Below are 16,516 nucleotides of genomic sequence, written 5' to 3'. Positions count from 1 at the left end.
GCCCCTCCTTAACACCTCGGGTCAGGCGCGGCCGCGGCGACGCCGCAGCGCGTCGAGGGCCTCGGCGAGCAGCGCCTCCCCCTCCTCCGGCGTACGCCGCTCCTGCACGTACGCCAGGTGGGTCTTGTACGGCTCGGCGCGCTGGCGGCCCGGCGGGTCGCCCGGGTCGGGGCCGGCCGGCTCGCCGCAGCGGGGGCACTCCCAGGCGGCGGGCGTCTCCGCCTCGGCGGCGATCAGGAACTCGACGCGGTGCCCGTGGCGGCACCAGTAGACGACCGGGCGGCGCGGCGCGGGCTCGACCCGCTGGTCGAACCGCTCGGGGGCGGACCCGATCCGGGTGCCGCGGATGACGTTGTTGCTGGGCACGGTTGCTCGCTCCCTGTCGTCGGAGGGGACCGCCGCCGGAGGGGGTGGGCGACGGGCGACGTGCGGAGAAACAAAACTGCGCGCGGTCCGTGACGGACCGCGCGCAGATTGTACGCTTCTCAGCGTCGGCTCAGGTGCCGCTGGCCATCTGCAGCCGCAGCCAGAGCCCAAGCCCGACGATGCACGCGAACCAGACGATTCCTACCAGAACGGTGTAGCGGTCGAGGTTCTTCTCGGCCACCGACGAACCGGCCAGGCTGGAGCTGACGCCGCCGCCGAACATGCTCGACAACCCGCCGCCCTTGCCGCGGTGCAGGAGGATCAGCAGGGTGAGCAGGACGCTCGTGATGACCAGCAACACGATCATCGTGTAGGCGAACCAGATCGGCATGGCGGGGGTCAGTCCTCTCGTTGCGATCACTGCCCGGACCTGTCGGGCACGGCGGCACCGACCGGTGGACGGGCAGCGTCAAGGATAGCGAGCGATCAGCGGGTGATGTGCTCCGGGAACCGGCAGATCTGCGCGAACTCCTCCGCGTCCAGGCTGGCGCCCCCGACCAGAGCCCCGTCCACGTCCGGCTGCGCCATGATCGCGGCGACGTTCGACGCCTTGACCGACCCGCCGTACAGGATCCGGACCTGCTCGGCGGTGCCCTCGTCGTAGGTCTCGGCGATGCGCTTGCGCACCGCGCCGCAGACCTCCTGGGCGTCGTCCGGGGTCGCCGTCTTGCCGGTGCCGATCGCCCAGACCGGCTCGTACGCCACGACGACCTTGGTGACCTGCTCGGCGGTGAGCCCCTTCAGCGCGCCGTCGAGCTGGTCGCAGCAGTGCCGCACCTGACCCGACTGCTCCCGGACCTCCAGGCCCTCACCGATGCAGAGGATCGGGGTGAGCCCGTTCGCCAGCGCCGCCGACACCTTCGCGTTGACGAGCGCGTCGTCCTCGTTGTGGTACTGCCGCCGCTCGGAGTGCCCGACCACCACGTAGCCGCAGCCCAGCTTGGCGAGCATCGGCCCGGCGATGTCACCGGTGTACGCGCCGGACGGGTGCGGCGACAGGTCCTGCGCGCCGTAGCCGATCAGCAGCTTGTCGCCGTCCACGGCGGTCTGCACGGTACGCAGGTCGGTGAAGGGCGGCAGCACCACGCACTCGACGTCGGTGAGCTGCTTCTCGTTCAGGCTCGCGGCCAGCTTCTGCACCAGCAGGTTGGCCTCGAGGTGGTTCAGGTTCATCTTCCAGTTGCCGGCCATCAGCGGCCGGCGGGTCGTGCTCGCCATTCAGTTCTCCAGGGCCGCGATGCCGGGGAGGGTCTTGCCCTCCAGGTATTCCAGGGAGGCGCCACCACCGGTGGAGATGTGCCCGAACGAGGACTCGTCCAGGCCCAGCGCGCGCACCGCCGCGGCCGAGTCGCCGCCGCCGACCACGCTGAACGCGTCGGCCTTGGTGATCGCCTCGGCCACGCCGCGGGTGCCGTTGGCGAACGCCGCCATCTCGAACACGCCCATCGGGCCGTTCCAGAAGACGGTCTTCGCCTGCGACAGCGCGGCGGCGAAACCGGCCACCGTCTCCGGGCCGATGTCCAGGCCCAGCCGGTGACTCGGGATGCCGTCGGCGGGCACGGTGTCGTGCGCGGCGTCCGGCGCGAACGCGTCGGCGACCACCACGTCGACCGGGAGCATGATCTTGCCCGGCGCGCGCTCCATCAGGTTGCGGCAGGTCTCGACCATGTCCTTCTCCAGCAGCGACGTGCCCACCTCGTGGCCCTGGGCCTTGAGGAAGGTGAAGCACATTCCGCCGCCGATGAGCAGCCGGTCCACGGTCGGCAGCAGCGCCTCGATCACTGCGAGCTTGTCCGAGACCTTCGAGCCGCCCAGCACCACCACGTACGGCCGCTCCGGCTCGCCGGTGAGGCGGCTGAGCACCTCGACCTCGCGCAGCACCAGCCGGCCCGCGTAGTGCGGCAGCCGGGCCGGTACGTCGTGCACGCTGGCGTGCTTGCGGTGCACCGCGCCGAACGCGTCGTCGACGTAGGCGTCGCCGAGCGCGGCGAGCTGGTCGGCGAACGCGCCCCGCTCGGCGTCGTCCTTGCTGGTCTCGCCCTTGTTGAAACGCAGGTTCTCCAGCAGCGCCACCTGGCCGTCGGCCAGGTCGGCCACGGTGGACCGCGCCGAGTCACCGACGGTGTCCTCGGCGAAGTGCACCGGGGCACCGAGCAGCTCACCGAGCCGCCCGGCGACCGGGCGGAGGCTGAACTGCGGGTCCGGCGCGCCCTTCGGGCGGCCCAGGTGCGAGCAGACGACCACCTTCGCGCCGGCCTGCACCAGCGCGCTCAGCGTCGGCAGGACGGCCCGGATCCGGCCGTCGTCAGTGATGTCCCCGGTCTGCTTGTCGAGCGGGACGTTCAGGTCGGCGCGCACCAGCACGCGCCGACCCGACACCCCCTCGGCGAGCAGGTCGTCGAGGTTGCGGATCGTCACAGAGCTAGCCCTCCGTTCGTGACTGCGGGGCTCGCAAGCTCGCTCCTCGCACTCACAGGGACTGACCGACCAGCTTGACCAGGTCGACCAGGCGGTTCGAGTAGCCCCACTCGTTGTCGTACCAGCCGACGACCTTGACCTGGTTGCCGATCACCTTGGTCAGCGGCGCGTCGAAGATGCACGACGCCGGGTCGGTCACGATGTCGGCGGAGACGATCGGGTCCTCGTTGTAGGTGAGGATGCCCCGCAGCGGGCCCTCGGCGGCGGCCTTGAGCGCGGCGTTCACCTCGTCCACAGTGGTCTCCCGGCCGACCTCGACGGTCAGGTCGGTGGCCGAGCCGGTCGGGATCGGCACGCGCAGCGCGTAGCCGTCCAGCTTGCCCTTGAGCTCCGGCAGCACCAGGCCGATGGCCTTCGCGGCACCGGTCGAGGTCGGCACGATGTTGAGCGCGGCGGCCCGGGCCCGGCGCAGGTCCTTGTGCGGCGCGTCCTGCAGGTTCTGGTCCTGCGTGTACGCGTGGATGGTGGTCATCAGACCCTGCTTGATGCCGAACGTGTCCTGCAGGACCTTCGCCATCGGCGCGAGGCAGTTGGTGGTGCAGGAGGCGTTCGAGATGATGTTGTGCTTGGCCGGGTCGTACTGGTCCTGGTTGACACCCATGACCACTGTGACGTCCTCGTTCTTCGCCGGAGCGGAGATGATGACCTTCTTGGCCCCGCCGTCGAGGTGCGCCTTCGCCTTGGTGCCGTCGGTGAAGAAGCCGGTGGACTCGATGACCACGTCGGCGCCGACCTCGCCCCACGGCAGCTTCGCCGGGTCCTTCTCGGCGTACGCCTTGATGGTCTTGCCGCCCACGGTGATCTCGTCGGCGGTGGCCTTCACCTCGTGCGGGAGGCGGCCCAGGATGCTGTCGTACTTGACAAGGTGGGCGAGCGTCGCGTTGTCGGTCAGGTCGTTGACCGCCACGACCTCGATGTCAGCGCCGGACGCCAGCACTGCCCGGAAGAAGTTGCGGCCGATCCGGCCGAAGCCGTTGATGCCAACCCGGATGGTCACAGGTCCCATCTCCTCGCGTTCTGGTCCGCCGGCGCCAGACCGCGGCCGGCGGAGGTGTGTGCGCCGACCGTTGGAGCCGGCCGTCGACATGTCATCTCGGCCACCCCGCCGCGGTCACGGAGACCTGACCGCCCGAGGCGGTGAGCACGGCGAGGAGCGCCTGTTCCGGCCCCCTTGCCGTACGCAGCGACCATATCCGAGCGCGCGGCGTCGCGCTGCGGCGGGTGGTGATCCCGCTCGCGGTGCACTGCCGCCCGAGTCCTATCAGACCACGAGCATGTCCGGCGTGACTGCCGCTTCCGTATCCGGGATGCCCAGGTCACGGGCACGCTTGTCGGCCAGCGCGAGCAGCCGGCGGATCCGGCCGGCGATGGCGTCCTTGGTCAGCGGCGGCTCGGCGAGCGCGCCCAGTTCCTCCAGCGAGGCCTGACGGTGCTCCAGGCGCAGCCGCCCGGCCGAGGTCAGGTGGTTCGGCGCGTCGTCGGCGAGGATCTCCAGCGCGCGGGTCACCCGGGCGGCGGCGGCCACCGCGGCGCGCGCGGAGCGGCGCAGGTTGGCGTCGTCGAAGTTGGCCAGCCGGTTCGCTGTGGCGCGCACCTCCCGGCGTACCCTCCGCTCCTCCCAGGCCAGCACGCTGGAGTGCGCACCTATGCGGGTGAGCAGCGCGGCGATCGCGTCACCGTCCTTGACCACCACCCGGTCCACGCCGCGCACCTCGCGGTTCTTGGCGGTGATGCCGATCCGGCGGGCGGCGCCGACGAGCGCCAGCGCCGACTCCGGGCCGGGGCAGGTGATCTCCAGCGCGCTGGAGCGGCCCGGCTCGGTGAGCGAGCCGTGCGCCATGAACGCGCCCCGCCACGCCGACACGGCACAGCAGACGTTCGCGGCCACCACGTGCGGCGGCAGGCCGCGCACCGGGCGGCCCCGCACGTCGAGCAGGCCGGTCTGCCGGGCGAGCGCCTCGCCGTCCTTGACCACCCGCACGATGAAGTGACTGCCCTTGCGCAGCCCGCCGGAGGCGAGCACGTGGATCTCGCTGGAGTAGCCGTACACCTCGGCGATCTCCCGCCGCAGCCGGCGCGCGACCGCGCCGGTGTCCAGCTCCGCCTCGACCACCACGCGGCCCGACACGATGTGCAGGCCGCCGGCGAAACGCAGCAGGGCGGCCATCTCCGCCCGCCGACAGCAGGGCTTGGGCACGTCGACCCGACTCAGCTCGTCCTTGACCGCAGCCGTCATCGCCATAGTGCGCCCCCTCACGGACCGGTTCCGGCGTGTCGCCGGTGATTACGTACGTGTCTAACGATCGGCGCGCAGGACAGGCACCAGCGCGGCGCCCAGGGCGGCTGGATCATGACGGGGCGTGCCGTCCAGGACGGCGACGGGAGCGAGGACCAGCCGGGCACCCAGCGATTCTGCCGCACGTTCGACCGCCGCGGGATCACCCACCGCCGTGGAGTCGGCGAGCACCCGGTCCACCTTCAGCTCGGGCAGATAGCGCCGCAGTGTGTCCAGATGGTCGGGCAGGGAGAGCCCCGAGGTCTCCTTCTCGGCCACCAGGTTGAGCGTCACCAGCCGCCGCGCCGGGCTGGACACGATCGCGTCGGCCAGCCCCGGCACCAGCAGGTGCGGCAGCACACTCGTGTACCAGCTGCCCGGCCCGAAGATCAGCCAGTCCGCGGCGCGTACCGCTGTCACCGCCTCGGCGCACGCGGCCGGCGCCGACGGGTTGAGCCGCAGCGACTCGACGGTGCCCGGGGTGACCGCGACCTGGTGCTGGCCGCGCACCGTGGACACCTCGTCCGGATGCTCCGGGTCGGCGCCGCGAACCCGGGCCTCGATGCCCACCGGCTGGCGGGACATCGGCAGCACCCGCCCCACCGCGCCGAGCATCGCCCCGGCGTGGTCGAGCGCGGCCACCGGGTCGCCGAGCAGCTCGGTGAGCCCGTGCAGCAGCAGGTTGCCGACCGCGTGGCCGGCGAGCGAGTCGCCGACCGCGACCGGCACCGGCGCGGCCGGCGTCGGCGCCTGCGGCACGGCGGCGGCGAAGCGGTGCTGGAACAACGCCGCGCTGCGCCGGGTGGCCGGATGGTCACCGGCCAGCGCGACGAGCGCCTGCCGCAGGTCGCCCGGCGGCAGGCCGCCGCGCTCGGCGCGCAACCGGCCGCTGGAGCCGCCGTCGTCACCGACGGTGACCACCGCGGTGATGTCCAGGTCCAGTTCGGGTACGCAGTGACGCAGCGCCCGCAGCGACGCCGAGAGCCCGTGCCCGCCGCCGAAGGCGACCACCCTGGTCGGGGTCACTCCCGCCCCAGGTCCCGGTGCTGGGCGTTGGCGGCGATGCCGGAGTGGCGCAGCCGGGAGGCCAGCTCCTCGGCGATGGCCACGCTGCGGTGCTTGCCGCCGGTGCAGCCGACCGCCACGGTCAGGTAGCGCTTGCCCTCCCGCTCGAACCCGGCGGTGGTGGCGTTGACCAGGTCGGCGTAGCCGGCCACGAACGCGTCGGCGCCCTCCTGGCCCAGCACGTACGCGCTGACCGCCTCCTCGCGGCCGGTGTGCTCGCGCAGCTCCGGCACCCAGTACGGGTTCGGCAGGAACCGGGCGTCCATCACGAAGTCGGCGTCCGGCGGCAGGCCGTACTTGAAGCCGAACGAGATCACGGTGATCCGCAGCCGGCGGGCGTCCTCGCCGCCGAACAGCTCCTCGACCCGGCGGCGCAACTGGTTCACGTTCAGGTGGCTGGTGTCGATGATCACGTCGGCCTGCTCGCGGGCCTCCTCCAGCAGCGCCCGCTCGACAGCGATGCCGTCGGCCAGCCGCCCGTCGCCCTGCAACGGGTGCGAGCGGCGCACGCTCTCGAACCGCCGGATCAGCACCTCGTCGTCGGCGTCGACGAAGACCACCCGGGGCTGGAAGCCGCGCTCACGCAGCTCGCGGATCGCCCCGGCCAGGTCGGTGGAGAACGCGCGCGAGCGCACGTCCAGCACCATCGCCGTACGCCGGGCCGCGCCACCGGCCTTGAACGCCAGCTCGGCCATGTCCAGCAGCAGCGCCTGCGGCAGGTTGTCGACCACGTAGTAGCCGACGTTCTCCAGCGCCCGCGCCACGGTGCTGCGCCCGCCGCCGGACAGGCCGGTCACCACCACCAGGGAGGTGTCCGACTCGGCCGGCGCCGGTCGCACCGGCGTCGTCTCCGCCTCGGTCGGCCCCAGGTCACCCGCTGTACGCGCCTCGCTCACCCGCTACCCCCAGCCGTGGCGCCGCGGCCCGGTCGGCCGCGCATGGTCAATCAGCGACTCTAACGGCTGCGACCCGGCCCGGGATTCCACGGGGTGACGACCGGAACAAGTCGCCGCGCTCGTGACGGCTCGCCGGGACGGTCGGTGTCGGGGGACGCTCGTAGACTGCGCGGATGGTCTCCCCCACCGACGAGCGGACCACCTCCCCACCGGCCGGCGACGCGCTCGACGTGTTGCGCCGGGTCTTCGGGTACGACGCCTTCCGCGGCTTCCAGCAGGAGGTCGTCGAGCACGTGGTGACAGGCGGCGACGCGCTGGTGCTCATGCCCACCGGTGGCGGCAAGTCGCTGTGCTACCAGATCCCCGCGCTGGTCCGCGACGGTGTGGCGGTGGTCGTCTCGCCGCTGATCGCGCTCATGCAGGACCAGGTCGACGCCCTGACGGCGGTCGGTGTCCGGGCCGGGTTCCTCAACTCGACCCAGGATCCCGCGCAGCGGCGCCGGGTCGAGGCGGCCTACCTCGCCGGCGAGCTGGACCTGCTCTACCTCGCCCCGGAAGGGCTCGCGGTGCGGTCCACGCTCGGCCTGCTGGAACGCGGCCGGGTCGCGTTGTTCGCGATCGACGAGGCGCACTGCGTCTCGCAGTGGGGGCACGACTTCCGCCCCGACTACCTCAACCTGTCGATGCTGCACGAACGCTGGCCGGACGTGCCGCGGATCGCGCTGACCGCCACCGCGACGCAGGCGACCCGCACCGAGATCGCCACCCGGCTGCGGCTCACCGAGGCCCGGCACTTCGTGGCCAGCTTCGACCGGCCCAACATCCAGTACCGCATCGTGCCCAAGCGGGAGCCGCGCCGCCAGCTGCTCAGCCTGCTGCGCGACGAGCACTCCGGCGACGCCGGCATCGTCTACTGCCTGTCCCGCGCCTCGGTGGAGAAGACCGCCGAGTTCCTGGTCGCCAACGGCATCCCCGCGCTGCTGTACCACGCCGGGCTGGACGCCTCGACCCGCGCCGCCAACCAGCAGCGTTTCCTGCGCGAGGACGGTCTGGTCATGGTCGCCACCATCGCCTTCGGCATGGGCATCGACAAGCCCGACGTCCGCTTCGTCGCCCACCTGGACCTGCCGAAGTCGGTGGAGGGCTACTACCAGGAGACCGGCCGCGCCGGGCGCGACGGGCTGCCGTCCACGGCCTGGCTGGCGTACGGGCTCCAGGACGTCGTGCAGCAGCGCAAGATGATCGAGACGTCGGAGGGCGACCTGGCGCACCGGCGCAACCTCGCCGCCCACCTGGACGCCATGCTGGCGCTCTGCGAGACGGTCCGCTGCCGCCGCTCCCAACTGCTCGAATACTTCGGCGAGACCGGGGTGGCCGACTGCGGCAACTGCGACACCTGCCTCGAACCACCGGAGTCCTGGGACGGCACCGTCGCCGCGCAGAAGCTGCTGTCCACCGTCTTCCGGCTCGACCGCGAGCGCAACCAGCGGTTCGGCGCCGGGCACAGCATCGACATCCTGCTCGGCAAGCACACCGACAAGATCGACCAGTACGGCCACGACGCGCTCAGCACGTTCGGCATCGGCACCGAGCTGCGCGAGGCCGAGTGGCGTGGGGTGGTGCGGCAACTGCTGGCCGAGGGTCTGCTCGCAGTCGAGGGCGACTACGGCACGCTGGCGCTGACCGAGGCGAGCGCTGACGTGCTCGGCCGCCGCCGTACCGTCACGCTGCGCAAGGAGCCCGAGCGCCCGGCCGCCGGCCGGTCCGCCAAGCCGCGGGGCGCGGCCACTGTGGTCGCCGACCTCTCCCCCGCCGCCGCGCCCGTCTTCGAGCGGCTCCGCGCGTGGCGCGCGGCCACCGCCAAGGAGCAGGGCGTCCCGGCGTACGTCATCTTCCACGACGCGACCCTGCGGCAGATCGCCGCCGAGCCGCCCACCTCCCTCGCCGAGTTGTCCCGGTTCAACGGGGTCGGCGAGAACAAGCTCGCCAAGTACGGCGAGGCGATCCTGGCCGTCCTCGCCGAGTCCTGACGCACGCGGAAGGGCCCGACCCCGTGGTGGGGTCGGGCCCTTCCGGTGTGCTGTGGCCTCGCTGGAGTTCACGCGGTGGTGCTCTGATCCGCGAGGTCGTGCTCGCCGCATTGGCTGCGTTTCTTGCTCTGCAGCCATCGGGGCGGCGGTGTTGGTCTTAGCTGGTGCTGTAGCCGCGGGTGGCGATCCAGTCGGCGAGGTTGTCGATGTTCATGCGGTAGGTGGCGGTGGTGGGGTCGGCGCTGTCGGCGATGGTGACGGTGTTGCCGTTGTCGCGGTAGCCGATGACGCTGATGTAGTGGCCGCCTTCGAAGGAGTGGGTGGTGCCGTCGGTGTCGGTGGCGGTGCCGGCGATGTTGGCGACCACGGCCCGGCCGGCGTCGACGGTCTTGACGACGTCGGCGCGCAGGGTGTCGGTCTGCTTGTCGTCGGCCTTGGGGGTGCTGATCTCGACCGACTTGTAGGCGTCCTTGGTGCCGGTCTCCTTGTTCAGTACGGGGGTGATGTCGTTGATGCTGTTGGTGCCGGCCTCGGTGGTGCCCATCTCCTTGGCCATGGTGTGTACGTCGATGTTCTTGCCCTGCACGCTCAGGGCGTTGCGGGCGGCGGCGGGGCCGCAGAAGTAGAAGTTGGGCTGGGCTTCGTAGCGGACGTCGAGTTCCCGCTCGCCGTGGCCCTTGCGGTCCGCCACCACGCTGGTGGTGGTGGGGGCGGCGTGGGCGGCGATCGCGGGGCCGGCGATGCCTCCGGCGGTGGCGGTGATACCGGCAGCGGTCAGAACGGTCTTACGCAGCAGAGTGGTAGCCATGATGGTTGCCTCCCTGAAGTGGGGGATGACGCGGCGGGGGATGCCGCGAAGGGGGGAAAGTCTTGGGGGTGCCCGTCGAAACCGGGCTGGCGCGCGGGCGGCCCTGGGGGTCTGCTCCGCGGCTCGGGGATGTAACGACGACCGGGCCGGGCCGATTCCCTGACCTGGCGATCCGCTCCCGGGTGCCGGGCGGGCCGGTGTCCGGCGCTCGACCCGGTTCCTCGGCGGTCAGCCATGTACAACGCCCCGCGCCCGCCACCGATTCCGCGCTGACGATGGCACCGACCACAGCCCCGACCATCTCAGCGAACCGGACACCGCCTACCAAACCCACCAGCCGGGGAGGGGATCCGCGAGATCACGGGCCCCAGCACCAAGATCCACCCCTGCCGCGCGCGATCTTGCACTTTGGTGCCGGACACGCCTCGCGAAACGGGCATCCCACGGGCCCAAAGTGCAAGATCGCGGAGGAGGCCGGGGCCGGGGCCGGGGCCGGGACGGGGACGGGTGGCGGGGGCGGGGGGCGGGGGGCGGGGGGCGGGGACGACGGGTCACCCGCCCTCGCGTGGCGACACAACCCCCACCGAACCACCCGCGGAACCCTCCCAGGGGGCGGGATAACGCTTCCGCCCATCGGGACCAGCGCCGTCGGTGGAACGTCATGGGTGTCAAATGCGGGCGGAGACACCCGTGGCGTTCCACTCGGGCGTTGCCGGCGGGCCGGACAACGGGCGCGAGCAGGAACGGGCAGGAGCGGGGAACGGGTCAGGGGCGCGGGGCGGCTTCGGTGGTGGTGGTGGAGCCGTCCAGCGCGGCCAGGATCGCCTCGGCCGTACGCCGGCCCACCCCGGGCACCTCGGTGATCTCCTCCACCGTCGCGGACGACAGCCGCTTCAGTGAGCCGAAGTGCCGCAGCAGCGCCTTGCGGCGTACCTCGCCGAGGCCGGGGACGTTGTCCAGCGCCGACTCGGTCATCCGCTTGGAGCGCCGCTGCCTGTGGAACGTGATGGCGAAGCGGTGCGCCTCGTCGCGTACCCGTTGCAGCAGGTAGAGCGCCTCGGAGGTGCGCGGCAGGATCACCGGGAACTCGTCGTCGGGCAGCCAGACCTCCTCCAGCCGCTTCGCCAGCCCGCACAGCGCCACGTCGTCGATGCCCAGCTCGGCGAGCGCCTTCGCGGCGGCGGCGACCTGGGGCGGACCACCGTCGACCACGACGAGCTGCGGTGGGTACGCGAACTTGCGCGGTCGCCCGGTGGTCGGGTCGATGCCGGGCCGGTCGGGGTCGGAGGCGGTCTCCTCGCCCAGCTCACCGGTCTCGGCGCGGGCGTCGAGGTAGCGGGCGAAGCGCCGCCGCAGCACCTCGGACATGGCCGACAGGTCGTCGGTGGCGCCGCGCACGATGAACCGGCGGTATTCGCTCTTGCGGGGCAGCCCGTCCTCGAACACGACCATGCTGGCGACCACGTCGGTGCCCTGGATCTGGGACACGTCGAAGCACTCGATGCGCAGCGGTGAGGTGTTCATGGCGAGCGCGTCGGCGATCTCGTCGAGCGCCCGGCTGCGGGTGGTCAGGTCACCGGCCCGCTTGAGCTTGTGCCCGGCCAGCGCGTCCCTGGCGTTGCGCTCGACGGTCTCCAGCAGCGACCGTTTGTCGCCGCGCTGCGGCACCCGCAGCGACACCCGGCTGCCCCGGCGGGCGGTGAGCCAGTCGGCGAGCGCGTCGGCGTCGCCTGGTAGCTCGGGGACGAGCAGCTCGCGGGGCACGTCGGCCTCGCCCTGCTCGCCGCCGTACACCTGGGTGCAGAAGTGGTGCACGAGGTCGCCGGTGGTCAGCTCCTCGGTCTTCTCCACCACCCAGCCGCGCTGGCCGCGCACCCGGCCGCCGCGGACGTGGAAGACCTGCACGGCCGCTTCGAGCGGGTCGTCGGCGAACGCGACCACGTCGGCGTCGGTGCCGTCGCCGAGCACCACCGTCTGCTTCTCCATCGCCCGGCGCAGCGCCGCGACGTCGTCGCGCAGCCGGGCGGCCCGCTCGAACTCCAGCTGCTCGCTGGCGTCGAGCATCTCCTTCTCCAGCCGCCGGACCATGGTGTCGGTGCGGCCGGCCATGAAGTCGCAGAAGCCGTCGACGATCTCCCGGTGCTGTTCTGCGGTGACGCTGCCGACGCACGGCGCCGAGCACTTGCCGATGTAGCCGAGCAGGCAGGGCCGGCCGACCTGGCCGGCCCGCTTGAACACCCCGGACGAGCAGGTCCGCGCCGGGAAGACCCGCAGCAGCAGGTCGAGCGTCTCGCGGATGGCCCAGGCGTGGGAGTACGGCCCGAAGTAGCGCACACCCTTGCGCTTCACGCCGCGCATCACCTGCAACCGGGGGTATTCCTCGTCGAGCGTGACCGCGAGATAGGGGTACGACTTGTCGTCGCGGTAGCGGACGTTGAACCGGGGGTCGTACTGCTTGATCCAGGTGTATTCCTGCTGGAGCGCCTCGACCTCGGTGGCGACGGTGATCCAGTCGACCGACTCGGCGGTGAACACCATCTGCCGGGTGCGCTGGTGCAGGCCGACCGGGTCGGCGAAGTAGGAGTTGAGCCGGCTGCGCAGGTTGCGCGCCTTGCCGACGTAGATCACCCGGCCGGTGCCGTCGCGGAAGCGGTAGACCCCTGGCGACTCCGGGATGGTGCCGGGCGCGGGACGGTAGGTCGAGGGGTCAGCCACGGCGTCAAGCCTAGTCCGCACCCCTGACACGCGACCGTCACCGCGCCCCCGCCGACGACCGGCCGGCGGGGGCGCGGAACGGGTCAGGCCAGCGTGATCTGGTCGCCGTCGACCTTGATCTCCTTCGCCGCGAGCGGCTTGGTGGCCGGGCCGCCCTTCACCGAGCCGTCGACGATCGAGAACCGGCTGTTGTGGCAAGTGCAGTTGATCGTGCCGCCGTCGACGTTCGACACCGGGCAGCGCTGGTGCGTGCAGATCGGGTCGAACGCCTTGAACTGGCCGGCCTCGGGCTGGGTGATCACCACGCCCTGGCTGGCGAAGACGGCGCCGCCGCCCACCGGGATGTCCGAGGTGCGCGCCAGCGCGCTGCCGCCGTCACGGTCGCCGCCGCCGTCACGGTCGCCGCCGCCGGCGTCGCCGGTCGCGGTCGCGCCGGGCGGGCCGCCGCTGGTCGGGGCGAGCCCGGGGGACGCGTCGTCGTCGCTGCCGCAGCCCGCGAGCACCACGGCCGCGCCGATCGCTCCGGCTCCGGTGAGCAGGGTACGGCGGCTCTGGGTGACCGGTCGGGTCAGCGCCTGATCATCACTCATATCCGGCCTTTCTCTCGGCTTACTGCGGAAACACGCACCAGCGTGGGGCACGGTTCATACTGGCGCGTCACAGACCGGGCACCGACGGCCCGGCCTGCGAAAACGCGTACCGGATGGGTCAGCGCGCCCCGGCGGGGACCTTGCGGGTCCGCGACTTGGCGCTGCCGTTGGCCTTGGCCGCCCGGGTGGTGGCCGCCTTGGCGCCCTTGGCCTCGCCGTCGAGCTTGAGGATCGGCCGCAGGAACTGCCCGGTGTGGCTCTCCGGCACCTCGGCGACCTCCTCCGGCGTGCCGGTGGCGAGCACGGTGCCGCCCCGGTGGCCGCCCTCGGGGCCCATGTCGATGAGCCAGTCGGCCGTCTTGATCACGTCGAGGTTGTGCTCGATGGTGATGACCGTGTTGCCCTTGTCGACCAGGCCCTCCAGCACCATCAGCAGCTTGCGGATGTCCTCGAAGTGCAGGCCGGTGGTGGGCTCGTCGAGCACGTAGACGGTGCGGCCGGTGGAGCGCTTCTGGAGTTCGGAGGCGAGCTTGACGCGCTGCGCCTCGCCGCCGGACAGCGTCGGAGCGGGCTGGCCGAGGCGGACGTAGCCGAGGCCGACGTCGACGAGCGTCCTGAGGTGCCGGTGGATGGCCGGGATGGCGGAGAAGAACTCGGCCGCCTCCTCGATCGGCATGTCCAGCACCTCGGCGACCGTCTTGCCCTTGTAGTGCACCTCGAGCGTCTCGCGGTTGTAGCGCGCGCCCTTGCACACCTCGCAGGGGACGTAGACGTCCGGCAGGAAGTTCATCTCGATCTTGATCGTGCCGTCACCGGAGCACGCCTCGCAGCGCCCGCCCTTGACGTTGAACGAGAACCGGCCCGGGCCGTACCCCCGGACCTTGGCCTCGGTGGTCTCGGCGAAGAGCTTGCGGATGTGGTCCCAGACACCGGTGTACGTGGCGGGGTTGGAGCGCGGCGTCCGCCCGATCGGCGACTGGTCCACGCCGACGACCTTGTCCACGTTCTCCAGGCCGGTGATCCGCGTGTGCCGGCCGGGCACCAGCCGGGCGCCGTTGATCTGGTTGGCGAGCACTGTGTAGAGGATGTCGTTCACCAGCGTCGACTTGCCCGAGCCGCTCACGCCGGTGACCGCGATGAGCTGGCCGAGCGGGAAGCTCACGGTGAGGTTGCGCAGGTTGTGCTCGCGCGCGCCGTGCACCACCAGCTCGCGCCCCGGCGTCTGCGGCCGGCGGGCGGCCGGCGTCGGGATGGACTTCCGCCCGGCCAGGTACGCCCCGGTGACCGACTCGGTGTTGTCCAGCAGCGCCGGCACCGACCCGCTGTGCACGATCTTGCCGCCGTGCTCGCCCGCGCCCGGGCCGATGTCGACGATCCAGTCCGCCACCCGGATGGTGTCCTCGTCGTGCTCGACCACGATCAGCGTGTTGCCCAGGCCGCGCAGCCGCAGCAGCGTCTCGATGAGCCGGTGGTTGTCGCGCTGGTGCAGGCCGATCGACGGCTCGTCGAGCACGTAGAGCACGCCGACCAGGCCGGAGCCGATCTGGGTGGCCAGCCGGATGCGCTGGGCCTCACCGCCGGAGAGCGTGCCGGCCGGGCGGTCCAGCGAGAGGTAGTCCAGACCGACGTCGAGCAGGAACTTCAGCCGGGCGTTGATCTCCTTGAGGACCCGCTCGGCGATCATCTTCTGCCGGTCGGTCAGCTCGATGCCGGCGAGCAGGTCGGCCGCCTCGCCGACGGAGAGGTTGCAGACCTCGGCGATGCTCTTGCCCGCCAGGGTGACCGCGAGCACCTCCGGCTTGAGCCGGGTGCCGCCGCAGGCCGCGCAGGGCACGTCCCGCATGTAGCCCTCGTACTTGTCCCGGGACCACTCCGACTCGGTGTCGGTGTGCCGGCGCTCGATCCACTGCACCACGCCCTCGAAGCCGGTGTAGTAGGAGCGCTCACGGCCGTACTTGTTGCGATAGCGCACGTGCACCTGGTCGTCGGAGCCGTGCAGGATCGTCTTCTGCGCCCGCGACGGCAGCGCCCGCCACGGCGTGTCGATGTCGAAGTGCTCGGCCTCGCCGAGCGCCTCCAGCAGCCGCAGGAAGTATTCGAGGTTGTGGCCGGTGGCCCAGGGCTGGATCGCGCCCTCGCGCAGCGTGCGCTCCGGGTCGGGGATGACCAGCTCGGGGTCCACCTCCTTCTTCGTGCCGAGTCCGGTGCACTCCGGGCAGGCGCCGTACGGGGCGTTGAAGGAGAAGACGCGGGGTTCCAGATCCTCGATCGCGAGGGGGTGGTCGTTCGGGCAGGCCAGGTGCTCGGAGTAGCGGCGCTCCCGGGCCGGGTCGTCCTCCGGCAGGTCGACGAAGTCGAGCAGCACCAGGCCGCCGGACAGGCCGAGCGCGGCCTCGACCGAGTCGGTGAGCCGCTGCTTGGCACTCGGCTTGACGCTGAGCCGGTCGATCACCACCTCGATGGTGTGCTTCTCCTGCTTCTTGAGCTTCGGCGGCTCGGTCAGCGGGTGCACCACGCCGTCGACCCGGGCGCGGGCGTAGCCCTTGGCCTGGAGTTCGGCGAACAGGTCGACGTACTCGCCCTTGCGGCCGCGCACCACCGGCGCGAGCACCATGAACCGGGTGCCCTCGGCCATGGCCAGGACGCGGTCGACGATCTGCTGCGGGCTCTGCTTGGAGATCCGCTCGCCGCAGATCGGGCAGTGCGGCTCGCCGATGCGGGCGAACAGCAGGCGGAGGTAGTCGTAGACCTCGGTGATCGTGCCGACGGTGGAGCGCGGGTTGCGCGAGGTGGACTTCTGGTCGATGGAGACGGCGGGACTGAGGCCCTCGATGAAGTCGACGTCGGGCTTGTCCATCTGGCCGAGGAACTGCCGGGCGTACGACGACAGCGACTCGACGTAGCGGCGCTGGCCCTCGGCGAAGATGGTGTCGAACGCCAGGCTCGACTTGCCCGAACCGGAGAGCCCGGTGAAGACGATCAGGGCGTCCCGGGGCAGGTCGAGACTGACGTCACGCAGGTTGTGCTCGCGCGCGCCACGGATGATCAGTCGGTCGGCCACGGTGCGTGTGCTCCCGGAAGAAGAATATGAGGCGGATCTGTGCACCAGACGCCGGGTCTGGGTGGTTTTCACAGGTTGTCGGGCGCAGAAAAGACGCCTCGGCAACTCTAGCCCCGACGTATGACAACTTCCGTCGCGCGAACATTCCCCCAGCTCAGGCCGGTCGGGCGGG

13 protein-coding genes are annotated in these 16,516 nt (G+C 71.7%); 1 reads left to right on the top strand and 12 read right to left on the bottom strand.

Features of this window, described 5'->3' with window-relative positions:
• Positions 1-21: 21 nt before the first annotated feature.
• The 8 genes from FHX31_RS07320 to rapZ all read right to left on the bottom strand — a co-directional run bounded on the left by FHX31_RS07320 (position 22) and on the right by rapZ (position 7,113).
• Positions 22-366 carry an RNA polymerase-binding protein RbpA gene (locus FHX31_RS07320; RefSeq protein ID WP_013287462.1) on the bottom strand — a complete coding sequence of 115 codons (345 nt, stop codon included), beginning with the start codon at positions 364-366 and terminating at the stop codon, positions 22-24.
• Between the two features lie 130 nt (positions 367-496).
• Positions 497-757: a preprotein translocase subunit SecG gene (gene secG / locus FHX31_RS07315; protein WP_013287463.1), complete on the bottom strand. Its 261-nt coding sequence runs from the start codon at positions 755-757 to the stop codon at positions 497-499.
• A 95-nt stretch (positions 758-852) separates the two neighbouring features.
• Positions 853-1,644, bottom strand: a complete 792-nt coding sequence (gene tpiA, locus FHX31_RS07310; RefSeq protein WP_013287464.1) for a triose-phosphate isomerase — start codon at positions 1,642-1,644, stop codon at positions 853-855.
• Positions 1,645-2,844 carry a phosphoglycerate kinase gene (locus tag FHX31_RS07305; protein ID WP_184975576.1) on the bottom strand — a complete coding sequence of 400 codons (1,200 nt, stop codon included), beginning with the start codon at positions 2,842-2,844 and terminating at the stop codon, positions 1,645-1,647.
• 52 nt (positions 2,845-2,896) lie between these two features.
• Complete coding sequence (gap, locus tag FHX31_RS07300; RefSeq protein ID WP_013287466.1) at positions 2,897-3,901, bottom strand: type I glyceraldehyde-3-phosphate dehydrogenase; 1,005 nt, start codon at positions 3,899-3,901, stop codon at positions 2,897-2,899.
• Positions 3,902-4,165: 264 nt separating this feature from the next.
• On the bottom strand, positions 4,166-5,146 hold the full coding sequence (whiA, locus tag FHX31_RS07295; RefSeq protein ID WP_013287467.1) for a DNA-binding protein WhiA: 981 nt from the start codon (positions 5,144-5,146) through the stop codon (positions 4,166-4,168).
• Between the two features lie 54 nt (positions 5,147-5,200).
• Positions 5,201-6,205 (bottom strand): gluconeogenesis factor YvcK family protein, encoded by a 1,005-nt coding sequence (locus FHX31_RS07290; protein WP_047892107.1) that lies wholly within the window; start codon positions 6,203-6,205, stop codon positions 5,201-5,203.
• Positions 6,202-7,113, bottom strand: a complete 912-nt coding sequence (rapZ, locus tag FHX31_RS07285; RefSeq protein ID WP_221488539.1) for an RNase adapter RapZ — start codon at positions 7,111-7,113, stop codon at positions 6,202-6,204. Before rapZ ends, FHX31_RS07290 begins: the two co-directional genes overlap by 4 nt.
• A gap of 200 nt (positions 7,114-7,313) precedes the next feature.
• Here rapZ and recQ point away from each other — a divergent pair, with 200 nt between their 5' ends.
• The gene (gene recQ, locus FHX31_RS07280; RefSeq protein WP_091331176.1) at positions 7,314-9,170 is read left to right on the top strand and encodes a DNA helicase RecQ; all 1,857 of its coding nucleotides are present in this window, start codon (positions 7,314-7,316) and stop codon (positions 9,168-9,170) included.
• Positions 9,171-9,327: 157 nt separating this feature from the next.
• On the opposite strand, the gene FHX31_RS07275 is transcribed toward recQ, so the two are convergent.
• The 4 genes from FHX31_RS07275 to uvrA form a co-directional block, all read right to left on the bottom strand.
• On the bottom strand, positions 9,328-9,978 hold the full coding sequence (locus FHX31_RS07275) for a C39 family peptidase (RefSeq protein WP_091331175.1): 651 nt from the start codon (positions 9,976-9,978) through the stop codon (positions 9,328-9,330).
• A 765-nt stretch (positions 9,979-10,743) separates the two neighbouring features.
• The gene (uvrC, locus tag FHX31_RS07270) at positions 10,744-12,693 is read right to left on the bottom strand and encodes an excinuclease ABC subunit UvrC (RefSeq protein WP_184975573.1); all 1,950 of its coding nucleotides are present in this window, start codon (positions 12,691-12,693) and stop codon (positions 10,744-10,746) included.
• Between the two features lie 83 nt (positions 12,694-12,776).
• On the bottom strand, positions 12,777-13,283 hold the full coding sequence (locus FHX31_RS07265) for a Rieske (2Fe-2S) protein (RefSeq protein WP_184975570.1): 507 nt from the start codon (positions 13,281-13,283) through the stop codon (positions 12,777-12,779).
• 118 nt (positions 13,284-13,401) lie between these two features.
• Positions 13,402-16,344, bottom strand: coding sequence for an excinuclease ABC subunit UvrA (uvrA, locus tag FHX31_RS07260; protein WP_013475872.1), 2,943 nt, complete (start codon positions 16,342-16,344; stop codon positions 13,402-13,404).
• Between the last annotated feature and the right edge of the window lie 172 nt (positions 16,345-16,516).

The organism is Micromonospora sp. CNZ286 (assembly GCF_014207755.1).
Note: the sequence above shows the minus strand (reverse complement) of the source record. Positions and strands in the feature narration are given on the sequence as shown.

What these genes read in the sequence shown, in the direction of transcription:
- tpiA (WP_013287464.1), bottom strand. Translation starts at nt 1,644, where the DNA reads ATGGCGAGCACGACCCGCCGGCCGCTGATGGCCGGCAACTGGAAGATG.
- whiA (WP_013287467.1), bottom strand. Translation starts at nt 5,146, where the DNA reads ATGGCGATGACGGCTGCGGTCAAGGACGAGCTGAGTCGGGTCGACGTG.
- secG (WP_013287463.1), bottom strand. Translation starts at nt 757, where the DNA reads ATGCCGATCTGGTTCGCCTACACGATGATCGTGTTGCTGGTCATCACG.
- recQ (WP_091331176.1), top strand. Translation starts at nt 7,314, where the DNA reads ATGGTCTCCCCCACCGACGAGCGGACCACCTCCCCACCGGCCGGCGAC.
- FHX31_RS07275 (WP_091331175.1), bottom strand. Translation starts at nt 9,978, where the DNA reads ATGGCTACCACTCTGCTGCGTAAGACCGTTCTGACCGCTGCCGGTATC.
- FHX31_RS07265 (WP_184975570.1), bottom strand. Translation starts at nt 13,283, where the DNA reads ATGAGTGATGATCAGGCGCTGACCCGACCGGTCACCCAGAGCCGCCGT.